Origin of the sequence: Lentzea sp. NPDC059081, from assembly GCF_042738015.1 — a bacterium.
Taxonomy (GTDB): domain Bacteria; phylum Actinomycetota; class Actinomycetes; order Mycobacteriales; family Pseudonocardiaceae; genus Lentzea.
In genome coordinates, this window is the sequence record NZ_JBHYGW010000014.1 from 128031 (window position 1) to 151949 (window position 23919).

General features: G+C 71.9%; 21 protein-coding genes. 14 read left to right on the forward strand and 7 right to left on the reverse strand.

Going from position 1 to position 23919, the window contains the following annotated elements; translation table 11 throughout:
* Window positions 1-2: 2 nt before the first annotated feature.
* The 9 genes from ACFWV3_RS28010 to ACFWV3_RS28050 are packed head-to-tail and all read left to right on the forward strand — an operon-like array spanning window position 3 to window position 10570.
* Window positions 3-2222, forward strand: coding sequence for a DUF4157 domain-containing protein (locus ACFWV3_RS28010; RefSeq protein WP_382415279.1), 2220 nt, complete (start codon window positions 3-5; stop codon window positions 2220-2222).
* Window positions 2223-2231: 9 nt separating this feature from the next.
* Window positions 2232-2723, forward strand: a complete 492-nt coding sequence (locus ACFWV3_RS28015; RefSeq protein ID WP_382415281.1) for a phage tail protein — start codon at window positions 2232-2234, stop codon at window positions 2721-2723.
* On the forward strand, window positions 2720-3193 hold the full coding sequence (locus ACFWV3_RS28020) for a phage tail protein (RefSeq protein ID WP_382415283.1): 474 nt from the start codon (window positions 2720-2722) through the stop codon (window positions 3191-3193). Before ACFWV3_RS28015 ends, ACFWV3_RS28020 begins: the two co-directional genes overlap by 4 nt.
* Window positions 3194-3217: 24 nt before the next feature.
* Window positions 3218-4030: a hypothetical protein gene (locus ACFWV3_RS28025; protein ID WP_382415285.1), complete on the forward strand. Its 813-nt coding sequence runs from the start codon at window positions 3218-3220 to the stop codon at window positions 4028-4030.
* Window positions 4030-5931, forward strand: a complete 1902-nt coding sequence (locus tag ACFWV3_RS28030) for a phage baseplate assembly protein V (RefSeq protein ID WP_382415287.1) — start codon at window positions 4030-4032, stop codon at window positions 5929-5931. Before ACFWV3_RS28025 ends, ACFWV3_RS28030 begins: the two co-directional genes overlap by 1 nt.
* Before the next feature lie 9 nt (window positions 5932-5940).
* Window positions 5941-6360 (forward strand): GPW/gp25 family protein, encoded by a 420-nt coding sequence (locus ACFWV3_RS28035; RefSeq protein WP_382415289.1) that lies wholly within the window; start codon window positions 5941-5943, stop codon window positions 6358-6360.
* Between the two features lie 10 nt (window positions 6361-6370).
* A complete protein-coding gene (locus tag ACFWV3_RS28040) occupies window positions 6371-8317 on the forward strand; it encodes a putative baseplate assembly protein (RefSeq protein WP_382415291.1) in 1947 nt (648 codons plus the stop codon).
* The gene (locus tag ACFWV3_RS28045) at window positions 8317-8856 is read left to right on the forward strand and encodes a phage tail protein I (protein ID WP_382415292.1); all 540 of its coding nucleotides are present in this window, start codon (window positions 8317-8319) and stop codon (window positions 8854-8856) included. Before ACFWV3_RS28040 ends, ACFWV3_RS28045 begins: the two co-directional genes overlap by 1 nt.
* Entirely contained in the window at window positions 8840-10570 is a 1731-nt protein-coding gene (locus tag ACFWV3_RS28050; RefSeq protein ID WP_382415294.1) for an NADase-type glycan-binding domain-containing protein, read from the forward strand. Before ACFWV3_RS28045 ends, ACFWV3_RS28050 begins: the two co-directional genes overlap by 17 nt.
* On the opposite strand, the gene ACFWV3_RS28055 is transcribed toward ACFWV3_RS28050, so the two are convergent.
* The 3 genes from ACFWV3_RS28055 to ACFWV3_RS28065 form a co-directional block, all read right to left on the reverse strand.
* Window positions 10539-10916, reverse strand: a complete 378-nt coding sequence (locus ACFWV3_RS28055; protein WP_382415296.1) for a hypothetical protein — start codon at window positions 10914-10916, stop codon at window positions 10539-10541. The two genes, ACFWV3_RS28050 and ACFWV3_RS28055, sit on opposite strands and share 32 nt — an antisense overlap.
* A 40-nt stretch (window positions 10917-10956) precedes the next feature.
* Entirely contained in the window at window positions 10957-11580 is a 624-nt protein-coding gene (locus ACFWV3_RS28060) for a response regulator transcription factor (protein ID WP_382415298.1), read from the reverse strand.
* A 159-nt stretch (window positions 11581-11739) separates the two neighbouring features.
* Window positions 11740-12105: a hypothetical protein gene (locus ACFWV3_RS28065; RefSeq protein ID WP_382415299.1), complete on the reverse strand. Its 366-nt coding sequence runs from the start codon at window positions 12103-12105 to the stop codon at window positions 11740-11742.
* A 155-nt stretch (window positions 12106-12260) separates the two neighbouring features.
* On the opposite strand from ACFWV3_RS28065, the gene ACFWV3_RS28070 reads away from it, so the two are divergent.
* Both ACFWV3_RS28070 and ACFWV3_RS28075 read left to right on the forward strand, forming a co-directional pair.
* Window positions 12261-12989 (forward strand): hypothetical protein, encoded by a 729-nt coding sequence (locus ACFWV3_RS28070; RefSeq protein WP_382415301.1) that lies wholly within the window; start codon window positions 12261-12263, stop codon window positions 12987-12989.
* 86 nt (window positions 12990-13075) lie between these two features.
* Entirely contained in the window at window positions 13076-14164 is a 1089-nt protein-coding gene (locus tag ACFWV3_RS28075) for a hypothetical protein (RefSeq protein WP_382415302.1), read from the forward strand.
* 16 nt (window positions 14165-14180) lie between these two features.
* Here the strand turns inward: ACFWV3_RS28075 and ACFWV3_RS28080 are convergent, their stop codons facing one another.
* Window positions 14181-17084 carry a hypothetical protein gene (locus tag ACFWV3_RS28080; protein ID WP_382415304.1) on the reverse strand — a complete coding sequence of 968 codons (2904 nt, stop codon included), beginning with the start codon at window positions 17082-17084 and terminating at the stop codon, window positions 14181-14183.
* A gap of 175 nt (window positions 17085-17259) precedes the next feature.
* On the opposite strand from ACFWV3_RS28080, the gene ACFWV3_RS28085 reads away from it, so the two are divergent.
* Window positions 17260-18516, forward strand: coding sequence for a hypothetical protein (locus tag ACFWV3_RS28085; protein WP_382415306.1), 1257 nt, complete (start codon window positions 17260-17262; stop codon window positions 18514-18516).
* Between the two features lie 13 nt (window positions 18517-18529).
* On the opposite strand, the gene ACFWV3_RS28090 is transcribed toward ACFWV3_RS28085, so the two are convergent.
* Complete coding sequence (locus ACFWV3_RS28090; protein ID WP_382415308.1) at window positions 18530-19501, reverse strand: methyltransferase; 972 nt, start codon at window positions 19499-19501, stop codon at window positions 18530-18532.
* Between the two features lie 114 nt (window positions 19502-19615).
* Between ACFWV3_RS28090 and ACFWV3_RS28095 the strand changes: the two genes are divergently transcribed.
* Window positions 19616-20425: an NPCBM/NEW2 domain-containing protein gene (locus ACFWV3_RS28095; RefSeq protein ID WP_382415310.1), complete on the forward strand. Its 810-nt coding sequence runs from the start codon at window positions 19616-19618 to the stop codon at window positions 20423-20425.
* Here the strand turns inward: ACFWV3_RS28095 and ACFWV3_RS28100 are convergent.
* Window positions 20420-21598, reverse strand: coding sequence for an FAD-dependent monooxygenase (locus tag ACFWV3_RS28100; protein WP_382415312.1), 1179 nt, complete (start codon window positions 21596-21598; stop codon window positions 20420-20422). The genes ACFWV3_RS28095 and ACFWV3_RS28100 overlap by 6 nt on opposite strands.
* A 111-nt stretch (window positions 21599-21709) precedes the next feature.
* Here ACFWV3_RS28100 and ACFWV3_RS28105 point away from each other — a divergent pair, with 111 nt between their 5' ends.
* Window positions 21710-22174: a MarR family winged helix-turn-helix transcriptional regulator gene (locus ACFWV3_RS28105; protein ID WP_382415314.1), complete on the forward strand. Its 465-nt coding sequence runs from the start codon at window positions 21710-21712 to the stop codon at window positions 22172-22174.
* A gap of 24 nt (window positions 22175-22198) precedes the next feature.
* Here the strand turns inward: ACFWV3_RS28105 and ACFWV3_RS28110 are convergent, their stop codons facing one another.
* Window positions 22199-23830: a thiamine pyrophosphate-binding protein gene (locus ACFWV3_RS28110; RefSeq protein WP_382415316.1), complete on the reverse strand. Its 1632-nt coding sequence runs from the start codon at window positions 23828-23830 to the stop codon at window positions 22199-22201.
* Between the last annotated feature and the right edge of the window lie 89 nt (window positions 23831-23919).

Below are 23919 nucleotides of genomic sequence, written 5' to 3' on the forward strand. Positions count from 1 at the left end.
TCATGCCTTGGCCGTTCCGCCGCCGCGCCGCCACGCCTGTCGTCCGGGCGCCCGAGAGTCCACAGTGGAGGAACCTGGTCCCGCTGCGGACGACGGTGTCCGTGCGGACTCCGCTGGTGGCCGTCGGTCTGCGCCGGCCGCCGGTGGTCGCGACGACGAGGAACGTGCTGGCGCGTCCGGAGTTCGTGCACCGCGACGTGCCGCTCGCACGGGGCCGGGTCCGCGCGACGCCCGTGGAGCGGTTCGCGGAGCCGAGGTGGCGGCCGGTGCCCGAACCGGAGCGCCGGGTCGTCGCCGCGGCACCGGTCGAGCATCCCGTGCTGGTGCGGGCGGCGGACGACTACGTGGGCGAACCGGTGGCGGCACGCGAGCCGCACCGCGCCCCGGGCTGGATGCGGACCGCTCCCGCCCCGGTGGTGCCCGAACCGGAGCCGGTGCCGCGGCCTGCTCCCGCGCCGCGGCGCAACCTGGGCCAGAGCAGGAGGGTGGGCCTCGGCCACCCCGTGCTGAGCCACCCCGTCCAGGACACCCCCGAGACCGAGGACGAGGAGCCTCCGCCTGCGCGCCCTCGCTACCGCACGCCCGGAAGCTCCCGCACCGCACCACTTCCGGACGTGCCGGAGGAACTCGATCTCCCCGAGCCGCCGAAGCCCTCACCGGTGCCGGCCGACGTCGTGGACCACTTCCGGCGAGAGCTGGGGACGGACGTCTCGGGCGTTCCGGTCCACAGAGGACCGGAGGTCTCCGTCCGGGCGGCCGCGATGAACGCCCGTGCCTTCACCACCAAGGGCGAGGTGCACCTCCCGCAGGAAGCGGGATCTCTGGAGAGCAGGGGCACCAAGGCGTTGCTCGCGCACGAGCTGACCCACGTGGTCCAGCAACGGACCAGGCCGGTACCGCACGAGTGCACCGAAGAGGGCCGACGTCTGGAGAACCAGGCTCGGCGGGTGGAACGGGCCTTCGGCGGTGACGTCGCGCTGGTGCACCGGACACCCGTGGTCGTCCCACCGCCACCGCCCGCCCTGCCGTCGCCGGAGGACTACGCGGACCGCGTCGCGGACGTGCTGGTCGACAGGGGACTCGCGCACCGGGACAACGGCGTGCTCGTCCTGGGCCGGGCTCCGGAGGCACCGGACTCCGTCCAGCGGGCGGAGATCGACGTGGGGGAGACGACCGACGACCTCTCCCAGCTCTTCGCCGACATCAACGCCGAGCACACGACCAAGGTCTTCCACGACTCGAAGCAGGCGGGACAGCTCGCCAAGTACCTCGCGAACCACAGCGACCTCGTGCCGCTCGACTGGGCCTCCTACGAACGGGAGAGCGACCTGCGGTGGGCGCTCGACCGCTTCCAGGACGAGTACAACCGCAGCGGCAGCGGCAACTACCTGACGCCCGACCACGTCGCGGCGCTCGCGAAGCACCTGTGGCGCACCAAGCGGGAGACGGTCTTCGGCGACCCGAGCGCGGCCGACGAGGACGAGGAGGAGCGCGAGCGGAAGGAGCGCAAGATCAGGTCGATCGGGCAGCTCGCCCGCGAGGCCGGGCTGGGGCTCGCGGAGAGCTGGGGCGGCCTGCTCGGCATGCGGTTCGACCGCAAGACCGAACGAGAGATCCTCCGCCTGCCGGAGGAACCCGAGGAGGACGAGGAGAAGCCGCCGACGCCGGGTGCTCCCGTTCCCGAGAAACCGAAAGCGCGTGCCGACAAGGCCGACAAGCCTGCCAAGGAACAGGCGTCACGGCCGAGCGCGCCGTCGCCCGTCCCGAAGACCGCGAGCCCGCGCAAGGCCGCTCCGGCGCCGGCACCGCGGAAAACCGCGCAGCAGGAGGAAGAAGAGGACCTCGAGCGATATCAGGAGGAGCGGAAGATCCGGTCCTACCCCCAGCTCTTCCGCGAGGCCGGACTGGGGCTGGCCGAGTCGTGGGGCGGTCTCGCGGGGATCCGGTTCGACCGCGCCGTGGAGCGCGAGATCCTCCGCCTTCCCCCTGAGCCGCCACCGGAGGACGACGACGAGCAGGAGGCGGACGAGGAGGTCGACGGGCAGCAGGTCCGCACCGGCGACGAGCGGCCGAGGACCGACACCGGCAGGCCGCAGATCGACCCGGAGGACCTCGACCTCGACGAGCTCGTCGACAAGATCTACTCGCGGCTGCGCGGCAGGCTGCGCCGGGAGCTGATCGTGGACCGGGAGCGAGCGGGTGTGCTCGCGGACAGATATTAGGAGCACAGCATGAAGGACGCCTCTGGCCAGCTGCTCGGCATGGCCAACAGGTTCGTGGTCAAGATCGACCAGGGCGGGTTCGACCTCGGCAGCTGGTCGAAGGTCGGCGGCCTCGACGTGACGTGGGACGTCGGCGAGTACCGCGCCGGCGACGACTGGAACAACCGGTGGTTCTCCGTCGGTGCCACCAAGTACTCGCCGATCACGCTGGAACGTGCGGCGTGCGACGACACGGTGACCGTGAAGAAGTGGCTCGACGAGACGGCCCTGAAACCGGCGTACTACTCGGGTGCGATCGTCCTGCTCGACGCCACCAGCGTCGAGGTGTTCCAGTGGACGCTGCGCAACATCATCCCGATGAAGTGGAGCATCGCGGGCTTCGAGGCGGGCGCCAGCAAGGTCGCGCTGGAGACGTTGCAGATCCAGCACCTCGGCTTCCTCACCGACGACCGCAAGCCCGGCGAGTACGGCAAGAAGGACCAGGCGGCGGCCGCGGGATGAGCGTCGCGCAGGGGGACGAGAAGAAGGCGGGCGCGCTCGCCTGGGGCATGGCGATGCGCTTCGCCGTCACGGTCGACGGCGTCGACCTCGGCAGGTGGCGCAGCTGCAAGGGACTGGGCCTCGACTTCGAGGTCGAGACCGTCGTCGACGGCGGCCACTACGACTACCAGGTCATCCTCCCGACCACGGTCAAGTACACGCCGATCAAGCTCGAACGCGCGATGGAACGCCACGACTCGCGCCGGGTGCAGGACTGGCTGCGGTCGATGGTCCGCAAGTGGGTCAACGGGGACGCGTCCTACGACGGCGCGACCGCGGTGATCACGTTGTTCAACGCGTCCAACGTGGACGTCGCGAGCTGGACGCTCGCGCACGTCTTCCCCAAGTCGTGGAAGGGCCCCGACCTGGACGCGAAGGCGGCGGACTTCGCGATCGAGACGCTCGAGTTCGTGCACCAGGGGTTCCTGTGACCCCGACGAGGAAGGAGGGGTGAGGTGGAAGGCTACGACTCCATCAGGGCCGGCCGGTCGCAGGCCGTGCTCACGTGCGTCGACCCGATGATGCCGGGCATCGTCGTGCTGGACTACAACCCGCAGCAGATCTCGATCGAGCACTCGACCGAGTTCAAGACCAAGGGCACCACGTCCACGAAGTCGAAGACGGCGCGCGGGTCGACGGGCAGCCAGTTCCGGAAGTCCTTCAACGAGATCAGCCTCGGCGACCTCGTCTTCACCGGCATGGACACGAAGGCCCGCTGCGACACGCTGCTCGCGTGGGCCACGCCGGGAGGCAACTCCGCGATGGCGATGGCCGGCAGCGCGGCGAACATCGCCCGCCGGCGGGGCAAGCTCTCGACGGGGCCGCGCAACCGGTTGTCGAAGGGCGTCAAGAAGCTCGGCATGATCGACTCGAACCTCGCCGCGAAGATGCCGATGCTGCTCTTCACGTGGGGACCGCCGATGGCGGCGTTCGTGCACACGGTGATGATGAAGAAGGTCGGCGTCACCTACACCCGCTTCACGAAGCTGGGCATCCCGATCAGGGCGAAGGTCACCGTGAGGATGGTGGAGCAGCCCAACTTCATCGACACCTTCCCGACGAACCCGACCTCCGGCGGCCCGCCCGGCCGCAGCGGGCACGTGGTCACCGGCGGCGAGTCGTTGCAGTCCATCGCCCACGACCGCTACGGCTCGCCGGGGGCGTGGCGCGAGCTGGCCGCCGCCAACGGGATCGACGACCCGCTGCGCGTGCGCCCCGGCCGTGTCGTGTACCTGCCGCACCCCGGTGAGGAAACGGGAGGCCGCTGATGTCGATGGACGAGCTCTCGGTGTCGGTGTCCGCACTCGTGCGCGTGAACGGCATGCCGCTGCCGATGTCCGCGCCCGAACCGGTGCGCGTGGTGGTCGACTCCCACCAGCACCTGCCGGGGATGTTCGAGATCACCTTCGCCGATCCCGACGGCACCGCGCTCGACGACGCCGGGCTGGAGATCGGCGCCGTCGTGGAGATCAGCGACGGCGCGGACGAGACGGTGCTGATCACCGGCGAGGTCACCGCGCTGGAGGCGCACTGCGTCGAGACGATCGTCCACAGCGTGGTGCGCGGGTACGAGAAGTCGCACCGGCTGCAACGCGCCCGGCACAGCAGGACGTTCGTCAACCAGACCGACTCCGACATCGCGCGCGACCTCGCGCTGGAGGCCGGCCTGACGATCGGCCGGATCGACCCCACCGGGCTGATCCACGACCACCTCGGCCAGGTGGCGCAGACGAACTGGGAGTTCCTGCGGGCCCGCGCGCAGGAGATCGGCTACGAGATGAGGGTCGCCGAAGGCGCCTTCTTCTTCCGCAAGGTGAGCGGGAGGCCGAAGCTCGGCCTGCTCGGCGGGGTGACCGCCGCCTTCGGCGAGGACCTGGTCACGTTCCACCCGAGGGTGACGGCGGCGAACCTCGCGTCGTCGGCCGAGGTGCGGATGTGGGACCCGGCACGAGGACGCGCGGTCGTCGGCAGGGCGCGGGTGAGCTCGGAGACCGCCACCCTGGACGGGCTCGACCCCGAGACCCTCGCGCGGAAGTTCGAGGCGACCCGGCGGCCGAAGAAGCCGCAGGGCGGGCTGCCGTCGGCGAGACGGCTCGCCGCGCTCGCGGAGGCCGCGGCGGGCGGGAGTGCGGTGGTCGTGGTGGACCGACCGGCGGCCCAGGGCGCGGACGCGCAGAGGTCGGCGGACCGGATGGCGTCGAGCCTCGCCGAACGCGTCGCGAGCGGGTTCGCCGAGGCCTCGGGGCTGCTGCACGGCAACCCGGAGGTGCTGGCCGGGTGCAAGCTGACGGTCGAGGGCGTGCCCAGCCCGTTCGCCGCCACCTGGACCGTGACGAGGGCCGAGCACGTCTTCGACCTCGACGAGGGCGGGTACTACACGCACTTCGAGGTGAGCGGGCGCCAGGAGAGGTCGTTGCTGGGCCTCACCTCCCGGGGCCCGTCCGCGCAGCACCGGATCGACGGCGTGGTGTGCGGCGTCGTCACGGACGTGGCCGACCCGCAGGAACGCGGCCGGGTGAAGGTGTCGCTGCCGTGGCTCGCCGCGGACTACGTGACCGACTGGGCCCGGACGGTCCACTTCGGACTCGGTGCCACCGCCGGCGCGATGTTCCTGCCCGAGGTCAACGACGAGGTGCTGGTGGCGTTCGAGCTCGGCGACCCGCGCCGCCCGTACGTCGTCGGCGGCTTGAACCGCGAGCAGACCAAGCTGCCCTCGCTGGGCCCGCACGTGACGGGCAAGGGCGAGATGGCCCAGGTCGTCGAACGCGGCTTCTACACCCCGACCGGGTCGCACCTGGTGTTCCAGGACGACCTGCCGCCGTCGGCAGGGTCCGGCGGCACCGGCCCGGTGAAGGCGTCGAAGATCGTGCTGGGCGGGGCGAAGGACCAGCTGGCGCTGACCATCGACCACCAGAAGGGCACGGTCGACCTGGCCTGCGCGCCGAAGAGCCCGGTGTCGAAGGCGCCCAGCGGCAAGATCACCATCAGCTGCGGCGCCGGCGGCACGGTCACGGTCAGCGTGCTGGGCCAGGGGAAGATCAGCCTGAACGCCGCGGGCGGCACCGTCGAGGTCGTCGCCGCGAACCTCGACCTCAAGGGGTCGAAGGGCGTCAAGATCGCCAGCGGTGGCTCGGTCCAGATCTCCGCACCCTCGATCAAGCTCAACTAGGGGCAGGACATGACCGAACCCGTGGTGGACAGGTTCATCGGCCGCGGCTGGGCGTTCCCGCTCGGCGTCGGCGGCACCGGCGGCATCGAGATGGCGACCGGGCACCAGGAGCTGGTGCAGGCGATGCAGCTGATCCTGTCGACCTACCCCGGCGAACGCCCGATGCGGCCCGACTTCGGGTGCCCGCTGCGCGACTTCGTGTTCGGCAGCGTCAACGTCGACCTGGCCGGCTCGCTCGCCGAGGTCGTGCGGGAGTCGTTGCGGCGCTGGGAACCCAGGGTCGACGTCGAGCGCGTCGACGTGCGGCCCGACCCCGGCAACCACGCGCTCGTGCACATCGACATCGAGTACACGCCCAAGCACACCAACGACCACCGGAACCTGGTGTTCCCCTTCTACACCATTCCGGACGACGGAAGCGACTACTGAGGAGAACGTGATGGCGCTTCCCGTGCCGAACCTGGACGACCGGCGGTTCCAGGACCTCGTCGACGACGCCAAGAGGATGGTGATGCGGCGCTGTCCTGAGTGGACGGACCACAACGTGTCCGACCCCGGCGTGACGCTGATCGAGACCTTCGCGTTCATGACGGACCAGCTGCTGTTCCGGCTGAACCGCGTGCCGGACCGGCTGTACCTGAAGTTCCTGGAGATGATCGGCCTGCGGTTGCTGCCCCCGGTGCCCGCCCGCGTGCCGCTGACGTTCTGGATGTCGACGCCCGTCCGCGCGCCGATGACCGTCGAGTCGGGCACGAAGGCCGGCACGGTGCGCACCGAGACCGAGGAGGCGGTGCTCTTCGCGACCACCGACGACCTCGTGCTCGTCCCGTCGGCACTCGCCCACCTGCACAGCCGGTCGGAGGAGGTCGATCCGGTCGACCACCACGACGACGTGCGGCGCTCCCGGCCGTTCGCGGCGTTCAGCGACCCGCCGCTGGCCGGTGACGTGCTGATGCTCGGTCTTGGGGAACCGGTGCCGCGGTGCGTGGTGCAGCTCGACGTCGACTGCGAGGTCGAGGGGATCGGCGTCGACCCGGACCACCCGCCGCTGGTCTGGGAGGCGTGGGACGGCGACGGGTGGGAGCGGTGCGAGGTCTCCGCGGACACCACGGGCGGGCTGAACCGGCCCGGCGAGGTCGTGCTGCACGTGCCGCCCTCGCACCAGGCCTCGGTGGTCGCGGGCGAACGCGCGGGCTGGTTGCGGGCCCGCGTGGTGACGCCCGACGACGGCAGCACGGGCTACAGCGCGTCGCCGATCATCGGTGGCCTCGGTGTCAGCACCATCGGCGGCACGGTGCCGTGCGTGCACGCGGAGGTCGTCGAGAGCGAGGTGCTCGGCGAGGCGGAAGGCGTTGCGGGACAGGTGTTCCCGGTCGAACGCGTGCCGGTGCTGCCGCCGTTGGACGGTGCGATGGTGCAGGTGAGCTCCGAGGACGGCTGGGAGGACTGGGACCGCGTCGAGGACTTCGCGTCCAGCGGACCGCTCGACCGGCACGTCGTGGTCGACTCGGTGAACGGCACCGTCGAGTTCGGACCGGTGGTGCGCACGCCCGACGGCGGGCTGCGGCAGCACGGTGCGGTGCCGCCGCAGGGGTCGTTCGTGCGGCTGCGCCAGTACCTCACGGGTGGGGGAGCGGCCGGGAACGTCGGCAGGGGCGCGATCTCGACGTTGCGCACCTCCATCCCGTTCGTCAGCAGGGTGGAGAACCGCCGGGCCGCGCAGGGAGGGGTCGACGGCGAGACGCTCGACGAGGCGAAGACGCGCGGCCCGATCATGCTGCGCACCCGCAACCGCGCCGTCACGGCCGAGGACTACGAGCAGCTGACCCGCGAGGCCGCACCGGAGATCGCCCGCGTGCGGTGCCTGCCGGTGCCGACGCCGCGGGCCAGTGCGGCCGTGAAGGTGCTCGTCGTGCCGTCCGCGCCGCAGGTCGGTGGCCGCATCCGGTTCGAGGAGCTGCTGCCGCACGAGTCGAGCCTGACGGCGATCGCGGCCCGGCTGGACCAGGTCCGCCTGATCGGCACCACCGTGCTGGTCGAACCGCCGCTGTACCGGGGAGTCACCGTCGTCGCACGGGTGCAGGCACGCCGGGGCGTGAACGCCGAGCGCGTGCACGACGAGGCAACTGAGGCGCTGTACGCGTTCTTCAACCCGCTGACCGGCGGCACCGAGGGCAAGGGGTGGCCGTTCGGCCGCGCGGTGCACGAGGGCGAGGTGTACGGGGTGCTGCAACGCATCCGGGGTGTCGAGATGGTCGAGCAGGTGCTGCTGTTCGGCGCGAACCCCCTGACGGGAGAACGAGGTCCGGCGACGAGCCGGCTGGAGCTCGACCCGTCCAGCCTCGTCTTCTCGTACGAGCACCAGGTCAGGGTGGAGCAGAACTGATGCGCGGCGTGGTGGAGGAACTGCCCAGCCCGCACCCGCTGGTGACGCTGCTACCGGCCGTGTACCAGGAGGACGAGTTCACCGTCCGCTTCACCGGCGGCCTGGACGCGGTGCTCGCGCCCGTCCTGACGGTGCTCGACTGCCTGACCGCGTACGTCGACCCGTTGCTGGCCCCGAGCGACTTCCTGGAGTGGCTGAGCGGCTGGGTCGGCGTCGAGCCGGACGAGGACTGGCCGGACCTGCGCCGCCGCACCGCGATCGCCGCCGCCGTCGCGCTGCACTCCTCCCGCGGCACGGTCGCCGGCCTGCGCACGCACCTGGAGATTGTGTCCGGCGGCCAGGTCGTCGTCACCGAGTCCGGTGGCGTGCGCACGTCCGCCACCCCGACCACCGAGGTGCCGGACGTGTCGACCTGGCTGCACGTCCGCGTGGTGGCCCGGTCGGCCTCCGCCGGCACCCTGGACGCGGTGGTCACCGCGGCGAAACCCGTGCACGTCCCCCACGAGCTCGAGGTGGTCAGCGATGATCGTCTGTCGTAAGTGCGGCTGCAAGAACGCCGACGCGGACGCGTTCTGCGGCACCTGCGGCACGTTCCTCGAGTGGAGCGGCGAGAAGGTGGAGAAGCCGCAGGTGGCAGCCGAGGTGCTGGAGGAGGCGGAGGCCGAGGCGGCGCAGCCGCGCAAGGGCCTGCTCGCGAAGGTGCAGTCGATGCTGTACCTGGACGTGGGGGACCGGGACCCGGTGCCGGCGCGGAAGGGGCCGGCGCTGGGGCTGGGCGGGTTGCCTGGCCTCGGTGGGTTGCCGGGGCTGGGTGGACCGCCGGGGCTGGGCGGACCACCCGGGTTGGGACGGCCTCCTGGGCTGGGCGGGTTGCCCGGACTGGGGGCGCCACCAGGACTGGGAGCACCACCGGGACTCGGTGGACCGCCGGGAGTGGGCGCGCCGCCGGGGCTGGGCGCACCGCCCGGCCTGGCGGGCTTGCCGAAGCCGCCGGGACTGCCGGGCGCGCCGGGACCGGGTGGACCGCCGGGGTTGCCGGGTCTTCCGGGACCGCCGGGTCTGGCGGGGTTGCCGAGCCTGCCGAAGCCACCGGGTTCCGCGGGACCGGGCGGCCTGCCGAGCCTGCCGAAACCACCCGCGTCCCAGCCGAAGCCCGCCGACGACGATGACGACTTCGACGACGACTTCGACGATGACGACTTCGACGTCTCCGACTTCGAGGACGACGACTTCCTGGACGACCTCTTCGACGAGGACGACGAGGACGACGAGGATCCGCCGAAGCCGGTCGTCCCGCCGAAGCCGGCCGCGTCGGCTCTCGTCGCTCCTCTCCCCGCGGCCGCGCTCCCGGCCACCCCGGCGGCCACCGTCCCGGCCACCGCGGCCGTGACCCCGGCGGGAACCCAGCCCGGCGCCGTCGCCCCGCAGGAGGCCAGGAAGCGCGCCCAGGTGATCAGGAAGACCAGGCCCACCAGGCGGTTGCAGCCCGGTGACCTGGTCTGCGGCGAGTGCGGTGAGGGCAACTCGCCTGCCCGCAAGTTCTGCAGCCGTTGCGGCACCACGCTCACCGAGGCGCAGGTCGTGCGGACGCGGTGGTGGCGCAAGCTGTTCCGCAAGCGCCGCAACCGGGTGCTCAAGGCGGGCGAACGGCCCGGCCGCGACGGGGTGAAGGCCAAGCGCGGGTTCTCGGCGGGTGCTGTGCTGCGCGCGTTGCGGGTGCCCGTCAGCGTTGTGCTGGTGGTGCTGGGAGTCCTCTACTCGCTCGTGCCCCCGTTCCAGCGCGCGGTGAACGAACGGGCGCAGGCGGCGCAACGGGCCGTGGTCGACGTGTTCACGCCGAACTACGTGCCCGTCAACGCCACCTCGGTCGAGGCGACGAGCGAGCTGCCCGGTTTTCCCGGTGCGGCGGCGATCGACGGGTTCGCCAACACCCACTGGGCGGTGGCGAACAGCGTCGCGGACCCGGCGCTCGTGCTGACGTTCGACCGGCCCGTCACGCTGGTGCGCGCGATCGTGCACTCCGGCGCGTCCTCCGGGTTCGGCAAGCAGGACCGGCCGAACGTGCTGCACCTCGTGTACTCCAACGGGAAGTCCGCGGACGTCCCGTTGCAGGACAAGCCGGATCCGCAGGAGGTGCCGATCCCGGACGCGGAGGGCGTGACGCGGGTCGAGGTGCACGTGCAGACCGCCTACCGGGCGATCAGGGGGACCGAGATCGACCTCAGCGAGATCGAGTTCTTCCGCGAGGAATGACGCCGATGACCACGGCCCTGGCGGTGATCAGGGTGCTGGGCGCGCACTGGGTGCACGCCGGCATCACGGCGTTGCGGACCATCAGCGAGGTCACCCGCGACGGGCCCGCGCCGCGGATCGCCGTCGACCACGCGGCGCTGGACGCGTTCCGGTCCGCCCGCGCGGAGTTGGCCGTTCTCGGTGCGGGGACGGATTTCCTCGCCGTCGCCGAGCTCGCGATCGGGCAGCTCTTCCTCGTGCTCGGCGAGTGGAACCGGGAGACGCGGCGCGGCACGACCGGACGCGACCGGGCGGCACTGGTCCGCGCGACGCTCCCCAGGCTCGCCGAGGCGACCGCGGTGCTCATCCCGCTCGTCGGGAGGGAGCTCGACCGGCTGGAAGCGCGCTCAGAGCAGGCCCTCGCGCATGGCGTAGGCCACGGCGTGGGAGCGGTTGCGCAGGTGGAAGCGGTTGGTGACGTCGTGGAGGATGTTCTTGATGGTGCGCTCGGAGTAGCACAGGTGGTCGGCGATCTCCCTGGTGTCCAGGCCGTCGGCGACGAGCCGGAGCACGGCGACCTCGCGCTTGGCGAGCCCTGACGGCAGCGCGGCCGGGCCGCCGAACCCGTCGCGCTGGGCGCGGGCGACCTGCGTGAGGAACCGGGTGAGCAGGTCGGGTGGCAGGTCCGGCTGCCCGGCCGCGGCCTTCTGCACCGCGTGCAGCAACCGCGTCGCCTCCGCTTCCGCCCGCCACACCAGCACGGACACCCCGAGCTCGATCGCCTCCAGCATCTGCGGGTCGTCCAGCGCCCTGATCACCAGGACCACCCGTCTCGACCCCTCGGTCCTGATCCCCTTCAGCACCCGCAACAGGTCGTCGTCGAGCGAGTCCCCGATGACGACCGCCACGGCGTCCGGCGGTGCGGAGGTGCCGTGGAACAGCTGCACCTCCTGCTCGTAGCGCAGTGTCGCGGCCACACCTGCCTGCGACATCGCGTCGGTACCGCGGACGATCACGGGGATTCGGGACATGGGAGCTCCAGGGGAACGACGGCGGACACGGCCGTCGGGACACCGGCGGAAAACGGTGACCCGGCTGGAGAAGATGCTAGTTCCGCGGCCGCCCGAACCCTTTGTGCAAACACAGCACTGGCGCACACTCGGGTTGTGCAGACCCGACACCGGGCGGACTCACACGTAGATCTGGACGTCGACCGTCGCGCCGCCGCGGGCCTCCAGCCAGATCTCGTAGCCGCACCGGCCGACGGGGTGCAGCATCGCCTCGTCGCGCCAGCCGAACGAGCTGAAGCACACGAACTTCCGGTCGTCCGCCCACTCCTCGACCACCACGTGGGCGACGTTGCCGAGCGGCTCCTGGCCGCGTTCGTCGAAGATCCGCACGAAGCACTTCATCTCGTCGGTCAGGTAGGCGGGGATGAAGCAGAAGTCGACGCGGTCGTGGCCGAACTCGACCTCCCCGAAGAGGTGCTCCGGCGCGACGACGCGGAACGACTGGCCGTAGGCGGTGGTCACCTGCTGGTCGTGCGACGAGTCCACTGCGGACCTCCGGTGCTGCTGGGCGCTTTCGGTGGGCTGGCACCAGTCCAGCACCGATCGCCGTGCGCGGGACCATCCGAACGCGCTGCCCTAAAGGGACGACGACCCCGCACCGCCCCTTGAGCGGCAGGCGGTTCGCGGTGACCATGTGTGCCGTGACCCACCAGCGACTGATCGCGCTTCCCCCGCTGCCGCCGGAAGGGTGGGTGTCGTGGCTGCACACGGAGGACATCGACGAGGAGCTGGCGGAGTACGGCAGGTCGTGCGCCGCGCTGACGAGGTTGCGGGACGGGCACGAGGACCTCGCGCCGGCCTCGCTGGAGGCGGAGGCCGACGTCGTCCTGGTGGCGCTGACCGGGACGCTCAGCACGCTCTATCTCGCCGCGGTGCAGAAGCTCGACCAGCTGCGGGTCGTCGCGAACGAGCTGATGCCGTCCCTGCTGGCGTTCCGCGACCTGGCGACCCGCGCGTGCGAGAACCTCCTCGACGCGCTGGAGGAGTCCACTGAGGACGCACGGGCGGTGCTGCGGGTCGACCGCGAGCTGGTGCCGGTGGCGTCGTGGCTCTGCGGCCACCTCAAGCTCTTCGAGGCGGGGTTCGACTTCCAGCACCGCGCCGCGGACGCCGTCGCGGACCTGGTCGCCGACGCCGACGCGTGGAACGCGGGCGAGGACGTGGCGGACCGGGTGCGGCGCGGCTGCCGGGAGCTGAGGCGGTGCCTGCACTTCGACCTCGACGTCTTCGCCCAGACCGTGCGGCGGTGGATGGAGGACTACGCCGCCGTGGTGGACGAGATCCGCAGCCGGTACGCGGTCGTCAGCATGGTCGTGGAGGGCGCCGTCGAGCTGAGCACGCTCAGGAACGCCCTCGACGCTCCCGGCTGACGATCTGCCCGGTCGGGCAGACTCCTGCCCTCGCGCCGGCCCGCGCGTCCGGCCGGAACCCCTCCGCCACTGCCGAAGATGGGCGGATGGACTGGTACGACGACCAAGACCTGGCCCTGCTGCGCGAGGTCCTGCCGACCGCGGCGACCGTGTACGACCTGTTCGCCTCCGACCAGAGGATGGTGCGGTTCCTGGACAAGTGGTCCGCCGCGGCGATGAGCGCGCTCGGCGAGGCTGTCCGGCTGTCCCTGTTCGACCAGGCGTACCCGGAGCCCCCGGTGCTGCTGACGCGCTGGGTGGAGGCCGGGTATGTGCCGATGACCGAGACGTCGCTGCTCGTCTTCGCCGCGCTGCAGGAAGACGAGCCCGAGCTCGCGGAGTCGTTGCGGGCCGTGTCGAGCTATGGGGACACAGCGTTCGTGGACGTGATCGCGCGCCTGGAGCAGGACACCGACCTCGTCGAGCGCTGGCGCCTGCGCTACCTCGACTGCGTCGAATCGGTCTACGGCACCGAGATCGGCCGTTTCCTCGAGGACTGCCGGCGGCTGGCCGCACCGCGGACGCGTCGGCGGACCGCGCCCCGCGGCCTGGCGACCTCGTTCGCCACCGTGCAGGTCGTGACGAGGCAGGCGAAGTGGGAGTACAACGAGACGTGGGCCGGCGTCCGCGCCCTGCTCGCCGGGTTGCCCTACGAGCTGCCGGGCGACGAGACGGTCGCGGGCTACGGCGACCGGGTGCGGAAGACGGGCGACCCGGTCGAGGTGGGTCTCGGCCAGGGGGAGCTGACCGCGACGCTGCGGTGCTGGCGGCTGCACCGCGAGGTCGGCTACGGCGTCTTCGTCCGCCTCGTGCCGCGGCAGGTGGCCGAGGTGAACAAGGAGGCGTTGCGGTCGTTGGACCACCGCGGCGACGCCTGCTGGTACGTCCAGTTCCGCGACGTCGTGCTGATGTCGCGGATGCCGCAGGACCACCGGGGCGTCTGGAGCCTGCTGCAGGCCGCCGCGGTCGCGCAGGACGGCGTGCCCGCGTCGGCCTCCCTCGGCACGATCACCCGCGCCAAGGGCAGGCTCGGCGACTTCTGGCGGGTCACGTCGATGTCGGACGACTACCGGCGGCCGTTCATGGTGATTCTGCGCAAGGAGATCGGGTCGTCGAAGTCCGTGAAGTTCGACTGACCCGATCTCCCGGCTGTCACAGCTTCGGGCGGCGCGGCCTGCGCAGCAGCACCAGGCTCACGCCTCCCACGGCCACGAGCAGCCCGGCCAGCACCAGCAGCCCGCGCACGCTCGACCCGGTGACCGGCAGCGTGCCCGCGGGAGGCGTGCCGCCGTTCGTCACGGCCACCACCTGCCCGAGCGAGTTCGTCACGCTGACCACCCCGCTGGTGGTTCCGCCCGGCGCCGTCGTGGTGGTCGTCGTCGGTGCCGGGGGAGTGGGCTGGGTGGCCACCTCGACGGTCATCTGCGGTGCCTGCACCGGGTTCCCCCCGGCGACCCCGGAGGCGTTGGCGGTGAACTTCGCGATGCCCGCCTTCACATCGCCCGCCGTCACGGTGTGGTGCGCCGCGCATTTCATCGTGCCCTGCACCGCGAGCGTCGCCGGCTGACCGGGCGTGCACGTCACCGGCAGGCCCGTGGTGGCACCGTTCATTCCGGCCGCAACCGTGACGCTCTCGACCGGCACCGTGCCGACGTTGGTGAGCAGCACCTCGAAGTCGAGGAGGTCACCGGCGTCGGTGGCGCCGTTGCTGTTCATGTCGACCCGGTTGGACAACGACGCCTTGCCGTCGATCTGCAGGTTCTGGTCGAGTGGCGTGACGTCCACGCTCTCCGGCGACGTCAGCGTGGTGCCGTCGCTCGTGGCCGTCGCGGCGGCCGTGCTCGTGATCGTTCCCTTGACCACGTCGGCCGCGGTGATCGTGTACTGCGCGGTGCACGTCAACGTCTTGCCCGGCTTGAGAACCCCGTCCGCCGGGATGCAGTCGAGCACCGGTTGCGGGCTCGCCGGAGCGGTGAGCTTGGCGGTGATCTTCACTCCCTCGACCGTGGTCGTGCCGCCGTTGGTGACGCTGAACCGGTACTCGACGGCGTCGCCCGCGTCGGTCTTGCGGTTGTTGGTGGTGTCGACGACGGTGTGCTGCGTGATCATGTCGAACAGCGTCTGCTCGCCGTCCAGCGTGGTCGTGCTCGACGTGGTCTGGGACAGCGTCTCGTCGTTCTTGCCGACCGCCGTGCCGGTCAGCGTCGTCACGACGGATCCGGCGTCCATGTCCCGCTGGGTGATCTGGTGGAACCCGGTGCACGTCAGCTTCGCGGCAGGCGCAAGCGTTTCCGCCTCGGTGGGGGAGCACTCGCTCACGCCGGGCAGCCCGAGCTTCGCCTCGGTGATCGTGACGTTGCCGGTGTTGGTGAGCTCGGCGGTGTAGGCGATCCGGTCACCCGCGTCGGTCCGGCCACTGCCGTTGCTGTCCGCGGGCAGGCCCGGTGTCAGCTTGACCGCGATCTTCGAGGTCTGCTTCAACGGGGTCGTCGCCTGGGCGGGTGGGTCGAACCCCTCCGGCCCGATCGGCGACGTCGCCGACACGTCGGCCTGGGCCGCCACGGATCCCCGTTCCAGGTCCGCGGGTCTGACCGTGTAGACGTGGTAGCAGTTCGTGTACGCACCAGCTGCGAGCTTCGCGATGGAACAGGTCAGCGTCTGCGCCGTGCCACCGGCGGTGAGGGTGGGGACGACGTTCGTCAGCGAGGTGTTGCCGGTGTTCGTCACCTTCAGGTCGTAGGTGACCTTGTCCTCGTTGACCGAAGGCGGCGCCGCGAACTCGACGGCCACCCCCGGATCCCTGGCGATCGGGACGGACGCGGTCTGCTGCGCGGCGGACACCGTGACGGAGTCCGGGACGGGAGAGGTGCCGGAGGAGTTCGACGTCCTGGTGACCACACCGGCGTCGATGTCCGCCGCGGTGATCCGGTAGGTGGCCGTGCACCGCAGCACCTCCCCGCTGCCGAGGGTGTCGGAGCACGGCGCGCTGCCGGGCAGCGTCGACCCGGCCGGCGGCGTGATGGTGACGTTGGTCAGGGCGTTCGACCCCTGGTTGGTCGCCGCGAGGCCGTAGCTGATCGTGTCGCCGACGGCGGGCGGGCTGCGGAACGACGACGTGTCCGGCGTGACGACGAGCTGGATGCCGTTCGTCGCGATGGTGACCTGTCCGCCGGTGACGCTGTCCGCGACCGAGTAGTCGGCGTTGGCGGACGTCGTGCACGACTTGCCGCCGCCCCCGCCTCCGCCCGCGCCGCCGTCGTCGGAGCTCGCGCCGCCGCCGTAGCCGCCGCCGTTGGTGCAGCCGCCACCTCCGCCGCCTCCGCCCGCGCCGTACCTGCTCCCGTTCCCGCCGTCGCCGCCCCTGCCGGACGTGTCGGAGGGCGCGTGTCCCGACCCGCCTCCCTTGCCGCCTCCCTTTCCGAGGTCGCCCTGGTCGAAGCAGCAGCCGTCCCCGCCTCCGCCGTCGCCGCCGTTGTGGTCGCCGGTGCTCCCGCCGTTGCCGCCGCCACCGCCGTGCTGGCCGGCCGTGCTGCCCTTGCCACCCCCGCCTCCTCCGCCGGCCGCCTCGACGAGCGACGTGAAGTCGCCGCGGCGGTACACGCCGCTGCTGCCGCCACCGCCGCCACCGGACGACTGCACACCCGGCGAACCGCCGTCGCCGCCGCCCTCGCCGCCGTTGTGGAGGCCGTAGCCCGACGAGCACGCGGCCGCGACCCTCAGGGTCTCGCCGGGGGTGACGGCGACGGTGGCGCGCACGACCGCTCCCTTGCCCGCGCCGCCGTTGTCGGCGTCCTCCCCGCCCGCTCCCCTCGCCGTGACCTGAAGCGAGGTCACGTGGTCCGGCACGCGGTAGTCGGCGGCCTGGCCGGTGCACGAGAACGTGGCGCCGGTGTCCGCGACGGGCGCGATCTCCCTGGTGACCGGCCGGTCACCGGGGGACAGCGCCGCGATCCCGCCCGCGGCCACCACGAGCGCGGCGACGGCGCCGGTGAAGCGCCTGCTCGTGCGGGTTCTCGGTCGTGCGTAAACGATTCGGGTACGGCGGTACTCGCCCACGGTCGGCCTCCCTCTGCGACGTGGCCGACCGTACGACCGGTCCGCGCGCACCGGCGCCCGTGCGGAGGCACCTCGCGGGGCACGTCCCCGTTGCCTTTGCGGGCAACGCGCCTTGCCCGCAGGTCGTACCCGATCACCCGCGCTCCGCTGCGGGCCCGCGGGGGACGCTGCCCGCATGGGTGCCACCGCAACACTTCCCGACGACCTGGTGACCGCGACGCCGGGTGAGAGCGCGACCTGCGAGATCCACGTCCGCAACGACGGTCAGGTGGTCGACAGGTTCCTGCTCGACGTCGTCGGCGACGCGCGGGAGTGGGTGACCGTCAGCCCGGCCGAGCTCAGCGTCTTCCCCGGCGAGGAGGGCACCGCGCGGATCACGTTCTCACCGCCCAGGTCCCCGGACGTGCCCGCGGGGGAGACGCCGTTCGCGGTGCGCATCATGTCCACAGAGGACACCGAGGGCTCCGCCGTGCACGAGGGCACGGTCGTCGTCGCGGAGTACACCGAGATCGACGCGGAGCTGGTGCCCCGCACCACCAGGGGCTCGCGCACCGGCCGCCAGCACCTCGTGATCGACAACAAGGGCAACCACGAGGTGCCCACCGACGTCCAGGTCGTCGACCCCGAGGACCAGCTGCGCGGCTCCACCCCGACCCCGCAGGTGCTGACCGAGCCCGGCACCGCCACCGTCGTCGAGGTGAAGGTGAAGCCCCGCAGGCGGTTCCTGCGCGGAGCGAGCAAGACGCTGCCGTACCGGGTCGAGGTCTACCCGCGGGGCGGCGACCCGCTCGTGGTCGACGCGGCGATGGTGCAGGACCCGGTGCTGCCGCGGTGGCTCGTCCCGCTGGTCACCCTGGTCCTGGTGGTGGCGGTCGCGCTGGCCACCCTGTGGTTCACCGTGCTCAAGCCCGTGGTCACCTCCGCCGCCCGCGAGGCCGCCGACGCGCAGAACGCCGTTCTCTCGTCCCAGGTGGCCGACGCGAACGCGCGGGCGAGCGAGGCGCAGGACAACGCCGCGTCCGCCGCGGCCGAGGCCTCGTCGAACCGGCCCACGAGCTCGTCGCCGGCTCCCACGACCACGACGGTGCCGCCACCGTCCGCTGTGGACTTCCGCGTGCAGACGGGCGCACCGCCGTCCGCCGTCGGCAGCTTCAGCACGTTCTCCTACTCGGACCCCGGCCGCAGGACGCTGTCGATCACCGACCTGGTGCTGCAGAACCCGGCGCAGGACAAGGGGACGATGGAGGTGCGGCGCGGCAACACGGTCCTGCTCACGTTCAGCCTCGCGACCTTCACCCACCTCGACTACCACTTCACCCAGCCGCTGCAGGTCACGCCCGGCACCCCGGTCGTCGTGGCGGTGAGCTGCCAGAACGACGGGCTGAGCTGCTCGCCCGCCGTCTACTTCGCCGGCACCGCGCGGCAGTCGTGACCCGGCAGTCCGGTCACGGCACGAACTCCAGCACCATCCGCCCGTCCGAGACGACCACGGCGTTCCGGAACTCCAGCCCGCACGACGCCGCGAGCGCCGCCAGTTCGTCAACCGTGCGCTCACGACCGTTGAAGCACATCAGCATGAACAGGTCGATCCCCGTGTCGGCGCCATGTCCTCGCACGGCTTCCACGACCACGACGGTGCTGTGCGGCGCACAAGCGTTGCGCACCCGGGTGAGGATCTTCCGGCACGCCTCGTCGTCCCAGTCGTGCAGGACGTCCGAGAGCAGGTAGGCGTCGGCACCGGCGGGCAGCGGGTCGAAGAAGCTGCCCGCCACGGCGGAAGCCCGGTCGGACAGACCCAGCTCGGCGAACCGCGCGGTGGCCGCGGCGGCGGTCGGCGGGAGGTCCACCACGGTGCCGCGCACCGACGGGTGCGCCGCCAGGATCTCCGTCAGCAACGGTCCGTCGCCCCCGCCCAGGTCGACGATCGCGGGGAAGCGGCTCCAGTCGAAGTTCGCGGCGATCCGCGGCGCGTGCGTGCGGAAGCGCCAGTTCATCTGGGCGTCGAACGACGTGCGCAGCCTCGGGTCGGCGCCGAGGTCGTCCCAGAACTGCCTGCCGTACCGGACCTGGTAGGCGGGCACGCCCGTCGTGACGGTGTCGAGCAGGTCGGCGAACGCGAGCTCGGCGCGGCCACCGGCACAGCTGATGTCGAGCAACGGCTTGACGCCCTCGGGGGAGCCGGGGTGCATCTGCGCCCCCAGCGGGGTCGGCCGGTACCGGCCCGCGTCCTCTTCGAACACCCCGGTCGTGACGAGGTGGTCGAGGAGGCGTGCGAGCGGACCGGCCGCCGCACCGGTGCGCTCGGCCAGCTCGGCGGCGGTGGCGCCGTCACCCGCGTGCTCGACGAGCCCCAGCGTCGCGGCGACGCGGATCGCCATGGGGGTCGCGAGATCGGCCAGGGCCATCAGCGAGCGCATCCGTCGATCTTGCCAGTCGAGACGCGTTGACCTTGTGAACAACGGGGGGTTTCTTTGGGCCCGTAAATCAGAAATTCTGTAACGATGGGGAATGTGACGCGGATCAAGCCGGTCATGACGTCTGAACGGAGCAACGGTGGCGGCGGCGGACCGGTGAAATGGATCTTCGCGGCGCTGGGCGTGATCGCCGTGGTGGCCGCCGCCGTCGCATTGGACGACAGGGGAGTCGGACCGGCGGTCGTCATCGGCGTCGGCGCGCTGGGAGTGGCGGGCATCGCCGCCCTGTTCGCACCGCAGCAGTTCCTCAAGATCGCCGGCGTGGCCGCGGTGGTCGTCGCGCTCGTCGGGTCGGCCGGTGTGCTCGCCGGGGTCCTGAAGTACGACGACGACGCGGACCTGGCCAGCAGCCCCACCCTCGCCACCGGCCTGCCGACCACGACGGCTCAGGTCGCGGCGGTGACCAGCGGGCCGGTGCGCTCCGGTGAGGGCTGGTACGACCTCACGCAGCACGAGCCCGTCGAGTCCGGTCCTGGACACGAGGTCGTGACGTCGCTCGCCATCGGTGTCGGCAGGGAACCGTTCCCCCACAGCATTCGCGGCGTCCAGGTCTCCCCGGCGTCCCAGCCCGGCAACTTCAGCACCTGGGCCACGGCGGGCAAGTGCACCCGGCTGTCGGTGTGGGTGGGCAAGGACGCGGCCTCGACCCAGACCGAGGGCGCGGGGCAGTTCGTCGTCAGGGCCGACGACCAGGACATCACCTCGCGTCAGGCCGGCATCACCGACGCGCCGCAGCACGTCGAGGTCGACATCTCGACCGTCGCGCGGCTGACGCTGCTGGACGTCCGCGCGTCGAGGGACGCCCAGAACGCCTGGGGCACGCCGCGCGCGTACTGCACCGCGCCTCCCGGCCGCCTCCTGTCATGAGGTGACGGCGAACTCCGGCAGTGTCATGGCCGAGTGCTCGGGACGACCGGCCTCGGCGGGCAGCGTCGTGAGCGCGCGCAGGCCGGCGTTGCGCGCGGCGAGCGCCTCGGCGGTGCCGGGGAAGAGCTCCGCGTTGCCCTCCTCCACCAAGGCCTGGTTCGCCTCGACGAACGGGCGCGTCTCGCGTTCGTAGCTCTCGAACGCCTCGGTGTGGGTCGTGGCCGTGGCCAGCCGACCCGCCAGCACGTAGGCGCCGACGAGCGCGAGGCTCGACCCCTGTCCGGTGAGGAACGACGGCGCGTACGCGGCGTCGCCGACGAGCGCGACGCGGCCGGACGACCAGCGCGGCAGGTGGATCTGGCTGACGGTGTCGAAGAACAGGTCGTCCGACGCCCGCATCGCCTCGACCAGGTGCGGCACCTCCCAGCCGTCGCCGGCGAACACCGACGCCACCAGGTCGCGTTGCGCCCCGGGGTCGCGGAACGCGCCGAACGGCGCCTCGGCGCGGCTGAAGCTCAGGAACCCGTGCACGCTCTCGGCTTCTCCCACCGCGTACATCACGGCGGACCTGCCGGGCACGTTCCACATCACCGCCTCGTGTGCGAGGTCGAGCTTGTTGGGCATGGTGAAGCCCGCGAAGCAGTACCCGAGGTAGCGGTGGAACCTCTCCTCCGGGCCGAACGTCAACGCGCGCACTCCTGAGTGCAGCCCGTCGGCGCCGATGACGTGGTCGTAGGTCCGCTGCAGTCCACTGTGGAACGTCACGTCCACGCCGCCCGCGTGGTCGTCCACGGCGACGATCGAGTTGTCGAAGAGGAACTCCACGTCGTCGCGGATGGTGGCGTGGAGGATCTCGGCGAGGTCGCCGCGGCGGACCTCCAGGTCGTGGGCATCGCTCCTGGTGAGCGTGTCGGGACCCATGGACGTGACGACGCCGCCGTCGCTGTCGAGGAAGGTGATCTCGCGCGTGTCGACGTGCGCCTCCCGCAGCTGGGGGAGGACCCCCATCCGGTCGACGACGCCGAGCGCCGTGCCGCGGATGTCGATGGGGTAGCCACCCCCGCGCAGGGCGTGCGACTTCTCGACGACGGTGACGTCGAAGCCGTGGCGCCGCAACCAGAACGCGAGGGCCGGCCCGGCGATGCTGGCGCCGGAGACGAGGACGCTTGTCATGTCGATCCTCCAGATAACTAAGTTAGGTATCCTTTTTTGTCGCGCGGTGATCGCTACCGTGGTGCGCGACTGGCACAAGCATATACCTAAGTTAGGTAAGTAAGGTGTGAGATGAGCGAGGGCCTGGACCTGGAGGCGGTGCTGCCGCAGCTGATGCGGCTGGGCACCGTGTTCAACCGCAGCCAGCTGGTGGAGCGGGCGATGGCGCAGGTCGGCCTCCCGGTGGACCGGCCGGGCCTGACGGTGCTCATCACGCTGCGCATGGCCGGCCAGCCGCTGCGGGTGGGTGAGATCGCCGCCCGGATGCAGGTCGCCGGCCCGCACGTCACGCGGCACCTGCACGACCTGGAGCGCGCCGACCTGGTGCGGCGCGTGGTCGACCCGGACGACCAGCGGGCCCGGCTGGTCGAGCTGACGGACGCCGGTGACGGGGCGGCGGGGCGGTACCTGGGGGCGGTGCTCGGCTGGTTCACGGGGGTGGTCGAGGAGTGGTCGGAGGAGGACCGGGACGCGTTCGGCCGGCTGCTCGGCCGGTTCGTGGCGGACCTCCAGACGCGGATCGAGGAGCTGGACTGACGCGCGGCCGTCCGCCGGCCGGGGTCAGCTGTGCGCCGTGATCGGCACGTCCACGAGGAGCGGCTTCGACCCGGTCAGCGACTTCGCCACCAGTGCCGTGAGCTCGCCGAGCGAGTCCGGGCGCACCGCCTCGATGCCGAAGAACTCCGCCGCCCTGGTGAAGTCGAGCGCGGGCGGTCCCAGCTGGAAGGCGGGGTGGCCCGCCGCGCGTGACGCCCCCGCGTCCCACCGGTCCAGGGTCTCCTTGAGGGTGCGGTACTCGCCGTTGTTCATCACCACGAACGTCACCGGCACCTCGTAGCGGGCCGCCGACCAGAGTCCCTGCAGGCCGAACAGCGTGCAGCCGTCGCCCAGCACCGCGACGACGGGACGCCGCGGGTCGGCCAGGCGGGTGCCCACGGCGGCGCCGATGCCCGAGCCCAGGCCACCGCCGACCGTGTGCACCAGTGAGCCGGGGTGGTCGAGGGTCAGCACCGAGCGGAGCAGGACGCCCGACGTGATGGCCTCCTCCACGACCACGGTCTCGTCGCTCAGGCCCGCGGCGACGGCGTGCACCGCCGCCAGCGGGTCGAACGGTGGCGGGCCGTAGCTCCGCACCGCCCTGGCGCCGGTCTCCGCTCGTCGTTCCGCGAGGTCGGTGGTCACCGGCGGACGGGCCGGGAGCAGGGGCGTGAGTGCGTCCAAAGTGGACTGGATGCCGCCGGTCAGGCCCGCTGCCACCGGGAAGTTGCGGCCGATCTCCGCCGGGTCCTCGTCGAGCTGCACCACCCGGACCGACGGCGGCACGGCCGGTCCGGGGGTGTAGTGGTGGGCCATGAAGGCGTGACAACCCACGACGAACACCACGTCGTGCTGCTCCAGCCGCGCGCGGATGGCCTGGTTGGTGGGCTCCAGCGCACCGGCGTAGGACGGGTGTGACGCCGGGAAGTCGACGCCGTCGTGCATCGGCTGGTGGTAGACGGTCGCGCCGAGCCGCTCGGCCAGTGCCACCAAGGACGGCACGGCACGGGCCCGGCCCACCCCGTCGCCGGCGACGACGGCCGGGCGGGACGCCGACGAGAGCACCTCGACGGCCGCCGTCAGATCAGGTGCGCCCGGGGTGGCGATGACCGATTTCGCCGGTACGGCAACAGGAGCGTCCTCCTGGAGCAGGTCCATCGGGATCGAGAGGAAGACCGGTCCCGCCGGCGGCTGCACGGCCAGGGCGAAGGCGCGGCGCAGCATGATCGGCAGGTCGTGGGCGTGCTGCACGTCGAACGTGTGCTTGACGGCCGCACGGGCGAGACCGACGAGGTCGCCGGACAGCATCGGGTCGCTCGCCAGGTGCCTGCGGTCCTGCTGGCCCGCGGTGACCACGAGCGGGGTCCGCGAGCGGGAGGCGTTGAGCAGCCCGATCATCCCGTTGGCCAGGCCCGCCGCGATGTGCAGCGACACGAACGCCGGCCGTCCGGTCGCGCGGGCGTAGCCGTCGGCCATCGCGACGACCGACCCCTCGTGCACCCCCAGGACGAACTCGATGTCGTCCGCGGCCGCCAGTGCGTCGACGAACGGCAGCTCCGAGGTGCCGGGGTTGCCGAACACCTTCGACACGCCCTCGTCGCGCAGGATCGCCAGCATCGCCTCTACCGGTCGCAGCATCCGCGTCGCGTCGCCCATGTCCCCGGACGCTACGCGCGCGACCCCCTGACCGGCCTAAGTGGACTCGGTTTAGGGGGTCGTTTCTGGGGTCCCCCCGCGACGAACGG